We start from the raw sequence: 5966 nt of genomic DNA on the forward strand, positions 1-5966 counted from the left end.
CGTCAGCACCGTCCCGTACGTCACCACCAGCACCAGCAGCCCCTGCCCGGCCAGCATCCCGGAGATCCCGGCCGCCGCGGTGGTGAGGGCGACCGCCTTCGCCCGCCCGGAGCCGTCGGCCGCCGGCATCGGCACCGTCGGCGCCGGCCCGTAGGACTGCGGGTACGGCTGCTGCTGAGGCTGCTGCTGGTGCAGTTCCTGCTGCGGTGTCCCGGGGGTGCGGCGGTGCTCGGTCCAGGCGGTCCCGTCCCACCAGCGCTCCGTGTGCGGGGCGGAGGGGTCCCGGTACCAGCCGGGCGGGGTCGTCATGCTCATCCCGGCACTCTAGGCGCCGTCCGGCACGGGCACAGGGCCGTCCGCCCGACGGGCCCTGCAGCGGTGTCCCGGTAGGCCCTACAGCGGTATCCCGGTGGGCCCTACAGCGGTGTGACGTACGCGCCCGAGATCCCGCCGTCCACCAGGAAGTCCGTGGCGTTCACGAACGAGGAGTCGTCGCTGGCGAGGAAGGCGACCGCGGCGGCGATCTCGTCCGCCTCCGCGAACCGCCCGAGCGGAATGTGCACGAGCCGCCGCGCGGCCCGCTCCGGGTCCTTGGCGAACAGCTCCTGGAGCAGGGGGGTGTTGACGGGACCGGGGCACAGGGCGTTGACCCGGATGCCCTCGCGGGCGAACTGCACGCCCAGTTCACGGGTCATCGCCAGCACCCCGCCCTTGGACGCGGTGTACGAGATCTGCGAGGTCGCGGCGCCCATCCGGGCCACGAAGGACGCGGTGTTGATGATCGAGCCCTTGCCCTGGCGCCGCATGTAGGGGATCGCGGCCTTGCAGCACAGGTACACGGAGGTGAGGTTGACCTCCTGGACGCGCTTCCAGGCCTCCAGTCCGGTCTCCAGGATCGAGTCGTCGTCGGGCGGTGAGATGCCCGCGTTGTTGAAGGCGATGTCGACGGATCCGTACGTGCTGTGCGCGGTCCCGAAGAGCGCTTCGACCTGGTCGGGGTCGGTGACGTCGACCTTGACGAAGATCCCGCCGATCTCCTCCGCGGCGGCCCGCCCCCGCGTCTCGTCGACATCGCCGCAGACGACATGGGCGCCCTCGGAGGCGAGCCGGCGTGCGGTGGCGAGGCCGATACCGCTGCCGGCGCCGGTGATGACGGCGGTGCGGCCGACGAGACGGCGGCAGACGACGGCGTCGGTCGGTGAGGTCGATTCGGTCACTGTGCGGGGCCCTCCGTGCTGATGAAGACGTTCTTGGTCTCGGTGAAGGCGGTCAGGGCGTCCGGGCCGAGTTCGCGGCCGATGCCGGACTGCTTGAAGCCACCGAAGGGGGTCCAGTAGCGGACGCTGGAGTGGGAGTTGACGGACAGGTTCCCGGCGCGGACGGCGCCCGACACACGCAGGGCGCGGCCCACGTCCCGGGTCCAGATGGAGCCCGCGAGGCCGTAGTCGGTGGCGTTGGCGAGGCGGATCGCGTCGGCCTCGTCCTCGAAGGGGAGGACCACGGCGACCGGCCCGAAGACCTCCTCGACGGCCACGCGCGCGTGGGGCTCGATTCCGGTCAGGACGGTGGGCGGGAACCAGAAGCCGGGCCCGTCGGGGGCGGTGCCCCGGATACCGGTCAGGTCGTCGGTGACGTACGACCGTACGCGTTCCAGCTGGGCCCGGGAGATCAGCGGGCCCATGGCGGTCTTCTCGTCGGCCGGGTCGCCGACCACGACGGACTCGATCGCGGGGGCGAGGAGTTCGAGGAAGCGGTCGTACGCCGGACGCTGGACGAGGATGCGGGTGCGGGCGCAGCAGTCCTGGCCGGAGTTGTCGAGGAAGGACATCGGGGCGGCTGCCGCGGCGGCCTCGATGTCGGCGTCGGCGAAGACGATGTTGGGGCTCTTGCCGCCGAGTTCGAGGGTGACGCGCTTGAGCTGTGCCGCCCCCTTGGCGAGCACCTGTTTGCCCACGGTCGTCGACCCCGTGAAGACGATCTTGGCGACCCCGGGGTGCTCGACGAGCGCGTCGCCCGTGACGGGGCCCGCGCCCGGCAGGACCTGGAACAGATGCTCGGGAAGGCCTGCCTCCAGGGCGAGTTCGGCCAGTCGCAGGGCAGTCAGCGGGGTCGTCTCGGCCGGTTTCAGGACGACGGCGTTCCCGGCGGCGAGCGCGGGGGCCGTGCCCCAGGCGGCGATCGGCATGGGGAAGTTCCAGGGCGCGATGACGGCGACCACGCCGAGCGGTTCGAGGATCGTGACGTCGAGGCCGCCCGCCACCGGGATCTGGCGGCCGGTCAGCCGTTCCACTCCCCCGGCCGCGTAGTCGAGCAGATCGCGGACGTTGCCCGCCTCCCAGCGGGCGTTGCCGAGGGTGTGCCCGGCTTCCCGTACCTCAAGGCGGGCGAGTTCTTCGAGGTGTCCGTCGACGACGGCGGCGAACCGGCGCAGCAGCCGGGCCCGTTCACCCGGTGCGAGGGCGGCCCAGCGGACCTGCGCCGCGCCGGCCCGTACGACGGCCGCGTCGACGTCCGCCGGACCGGCGCCCGGGACGGTGGCGACGACTTCTTCGGTGGCCGGGTTGAGCACGACGAGCTCGTGCCCGTCGTGCGGTGCGGACCGGGTGGGGGTGTGCGACAACGAAGGACCTCTCACATGCGTTCGAAGGAGCGGCGCAGCTCCCAGTCGGTCACCGTGGCGTCGAAGGCGTCCAGTTCGACGCGCGCCATGTTGCGGTAGTGGGCGACCACCTCGTCACCGAAGGCGGCCCGGGCGATCGGGCTGTTCTCCCAGACCTCGGCGGCCTCGCGCAGGGTGGTGGGCACGTGCGCGTAGTCCGCGGTGTACGCGTTCCCCGTGCAGGCCTCGGGCAGTTCCAGCTTGTTCTCGATGCCGTACAGCCCGGCCGCGACGAGTCCCGCGACGGCCAGATGCGGATTGACGTCGCCGCCGGGGAGCCGGTTCTCGAAGCGCATCGAGCGGCCGTGCCCGACCACGCGCAGCGCGCAGGTGCGGTTGTCGTACCCCCAGGCGACGGCGGTCGGCGCGAACGAGCCCGGCTGGAAGCGCTTGTACGAGTTGATGTTGGGCGCGTACAGGAGGGAGAAGTCCCGCAGCGCGGCGAGCTGCCCGGCGAGGAAGTACTGCATGACCTGCGACATACCGCCCTCGCCCGCACCGGCCATCTTGTTGGTGCCGTCGGCGTCGGCGAGGGAGAGGTGGATGTGGCAGGAGTTGCCCTCGCGCTCGTTGTACTTGGCCATGAAGGTGAGCGAGACGCCCTCCTGGGAGGCGATCTCCTTGGCGCCGGTCTTGTAGACGGCGTGCTGGTCGCAGGTGACCAGGGCCTCGTCGTACTTGAACGCGATCTCGTGCTGCCCGGGGTTGCACTCGCCCTTGGCGGACTCGACGGTCAGCCCGGCCGCCGCCATCTCGTTGCGGATCCTGCGCAGCAGAGGTTCGATGCGTCCGGTGCCGAGCACCGAATAGTCGATGTTGTACTGGTTCGCGGGCGTCAGGCCGCGGTAGTTGGCGTCCCAGGCGTGCTCGTAGGTGTCCTTGAAGACGATGAACTCCAGCTCGGTGCCCACCTGGGCGGTGAAGCCGTGCTCGGCGAGCCGCTCCAGCTGGCGCCGCAGGATCTGCCGGGGCGCGGCGACGACGGGCGAGCCGTCGTTCCAGGCGAGGTCGGCGACCAGCAGGGCCGTGCCCTCGTTCCAGGGCACCCGGCGCAGCGTGCTCACGTCCGGATGCATGGCGAAGTCGCCGTAGCCGCGCTCCCAGGACGACATCTCGTAGCCGTCGACCGTGTTCATGTCGGCGTCGACCGCGAGGAGGTAGTTGCAGCCCTCCGTGCCGTGTCCCAGGACCTCGTCGAGGAAGAAGCGTGCGGCGAACCGCTTGCCCTGGAGCCGGCCCTGCATGTCCGGGAAGGCCAGGACGACCGTGTCGATCTCGCCGCTCGCGACGAGGGCGTGCAGCTCCTCGACGGTGAGCGGGGGTGTGCGGTCTGCCACGGAAAGGGCCTCCTTCGGTTCGGCCAGGAACCGTCCCCGGCCATCCCCTGCCATCTCTGGCCGTCAATGATCGGCAATGGCCCTAAGGTATTGCGGGGAACCATTGCTTGGGAAGGGGGCGCGGCCGGATGCCGGACTCTGATCCACACGGCCACGGTGACCGGCTGGCGCCGGTGCTGCGGCCGGTGCGCGCGGGCAACGGCTTCGAGGAGGCACTGGAGCAGATCCTCCAGGTCGTCCGGCTGGGCCTGGTCCCCGGCGGTGAACGGCTGCCCGCCGAGCGGGAGCTGGCGCAGCGGCTCGGGATCAGCCGGGTGACGCTGCGCGAGGTCCTGAAGGTGCTGCAGGACCAGGGCCTCGTCGAGTCCCGGCGCGGCCGGTACGGGGGCACGTTCGTGCGGGCGCGGTCCGAGGCGGCCGGGGCGACGGGCGGGGCCGAACTGCGCCGGCGCGTGGCGGGGGTCGACATCGAGGACGTACTGCGTTTCCGTGAGGTGCTGGAGGTCGGCGCGGCGGAGCTCTGCGCGGCCCACGGGCTGTCCGGGGCGCGGGCCGCGCTCCTGCGCGAGGCGCTGGCCCGCACGCGGGACGCTCCGCTGGCGGAGTACCGGCGCCTGGACACCCTCTTCCACCTCACCCTCGCGGAACTGTGCGGTTCGCCGACCCTCACCGCCCAGTACGCGGCCGTCCGCTCGACCGTGAACGACCTCCTGGACTGCATCCCCCTGCTGGTACGCAACCTGGAGCACTCGCAGCGTCAGCACGCGGCGCTGGCCGAGGCGGTGCTGGCCGGGGACGCGGACGGGGCGCGCGGGGCGATGCGCGAGCACTGCGCGGGTACGGCGGCGCTGCTGCGCGGCTTCCTGACGTAGCCGGCGTACGGCCGCTGCGGCGGCAAAGGTATGGGGTCGCACTCTTTGGACGACATGGGAATGTGAGGAGCACGGGGATGGCCGACCGGCCACTGATCGGGGTCAGTACGTATCTGGAGACGGCGCGGTGGGGGGTGTGGGAGCTGGAGGCGGCGCTGTTGCCGGCCGGCTATCCGCGGCTGGTCCAGGCGGCGGGCGGGGTGGCCGCGATGCTGCCGCCGGACGAACCGGCGTACGCCGCGGGGGCCGTGGCCCGGCTCGACGGGCTGGTGATCGCGGGCGGTCCCGACGTCGACCCGTCCCGGTACGGGGCCGAGCGCGACCCCCTCTGCGGACCGGAGGCGCGGGCCCGCGACAGCTGGGAACTCGCCCTGATCGAGGCGGCGCTGGCGTCCGGGACGCCGTTGCTCGGCATCTGCCGGGGGATGCAACTGCTGAACGTCGCGCTCGGGGGGACGCTCGTGCAGCACATCGACGGGCACGTCGAGGCGGTGGGGGTGTTCGGCCGGCACGTGGTGAAGCCGGTGCCGGGGTCGCTCTGCGCGGCCCTGCTCGGCGCTGAGGCGTCGTCCGTCCCCACCTACCACCACCAGGCGGTGGGTCGCTTGGGAACGGGCCTCGTGGCGAGCGCGTTCGCGGAGGACGGCACGGTGGAGGCGGTAGAACTCCCTGGGCCCGGCTGGGCCCTGGGGGTCCAATGGCATCCGGAGATGGGGGTGGACCTACGGCTGATGCAGGCCTTGATCCACGCGTCCACCCCCACGCCCCACTGACCCGGGGCCCCGGCCGCGTTCCGGCTGCGCCCCGGCAAAGGATTGCGCAGTTCCCCGCGCCCCTGAGGGGCGGGGTGGCTCCGGCCGGTTGTCGCCTGCGGGCCGGTGGGGGTTGCCCGCGCAGTTCCCCGCGCCCCTAGGAGGGTGGGGGGATCGGCCCTGAATTTCGACCGCGGACCGTTCGGGGTGGCTCCGGCCGATTTGTCGGGTGCGGGCCGGTGGGGGCTGAGCGCGCAGTTCCCCGCGCCCCTGACGGGGCGGGGCGGGGCCGCGTAACGCCACGGCGACAAACCCACCAACCATCCCCCCACCCCCACTCACCCAG

At 72.3% G+C, this 5966-nt stretch carries 6 protein-coding genes; 2 read left to right on the forward strand and 4 right to left on the reverse strand.

Annotated elements, in window-relative coordinates:
• The 4 genes from ACFWGJ_RS40875 to ACFWGJ_RS40890 all read right to left on the reverse strand — a co-directional run.
• A partial coding sequence (locus ACFWGJ_RS40875) for a DUF2510 domain-containing protein (RefSeq protein ID WP_387334031.1) occupies positions 1–315 on the reverse strand: 315 nt, incomplete at its 3' end.
• A gap of 101 nt (positions 316–416) precedes the next feature.
• Positions 417–1217: a 3-oxoacyl-ACP reductase gene (locus ACFWGJ_RS40880; protein ID WP_387334032.1), complete on the reverse strand. Its 801-nt coding sequence runs from the start codon at positions 1215–1217 to the stop codon at positions 417–419.
• Positions 1214–2620 carry an aldehyde dehydrogenase family protein gene (locus ACFWGJ_RS40885; RefSeq protein ID WP_387334033.1) on the reverse strand — a complete coding sequence of 469 codons (1407 nt, stop codon included), beginning with the start codon at positions 2618–2620 and terminating at the stop codon, positions 1214–1216. The genes ACFWGJ_RS40880 and ACFWGJ_RS40885 overlap by 4 nt, the downstream gene beginning before the upstream one ends.
• 11 nt (positions 2621–2631) lie before the next feature.
• Positions 2632–3996, reverse strand: coding sequence for a glutamine synthetase family protein (locus ACFWGJ_RS40890; protein ID WP_387334034.1), 1365 nt, complete (start codon positions 3994–3996; stop codon positions 2632–2634).
• Positions 3997–4124: 128 nt separating this feature from the next.
• Between ACFWGJ_RS40890 and ACFWGJ_RS40895 the strand changes: the two genes are divergently transcribed.
• Together ACFWGJ_RS40895 and ACFWGJ_RS40900 are read left to right on the forward strand one after the other, a co-directional pair.
• Complete coding sequence (locus ACFWGJ_RS40895) at positions 4125–4868, forward strand: FadR/GntR family transcriptional regulator (RefSeq protein WP_387334035.1); 744 nt, start codon at positions 4125–4127, stop codon at positions 4866–4868.
• Between the two features lie 77 nt (positions 4869–4945).
• Positions 4946–5641 carry a gamma-glutamyl-gamma-aminobutyrate hydrolase family protein gene (locus ACFWGJ_RS40900; RefSeq protein ID WP_387334036.1) on the forward strand — a complete coding sequence of 232 codons (696 nt, stop codon included), beginning with the start codon at positions 4946–4948 and terminating at the stop codon, positions 5639–5641.
• Positions 5642–5966 lie beyond the last annotated feature (325 nt).

The sequence above is a fragment of the Streptomyces sp. NPDC060205 genome (genome assembly GCF_042728395.1).
Taxonomy (GTDB): Bacteria; Actinomycetota; Actinomycetes; order Streptomycetales; family Streptomycetaceae; genus Streptomyces.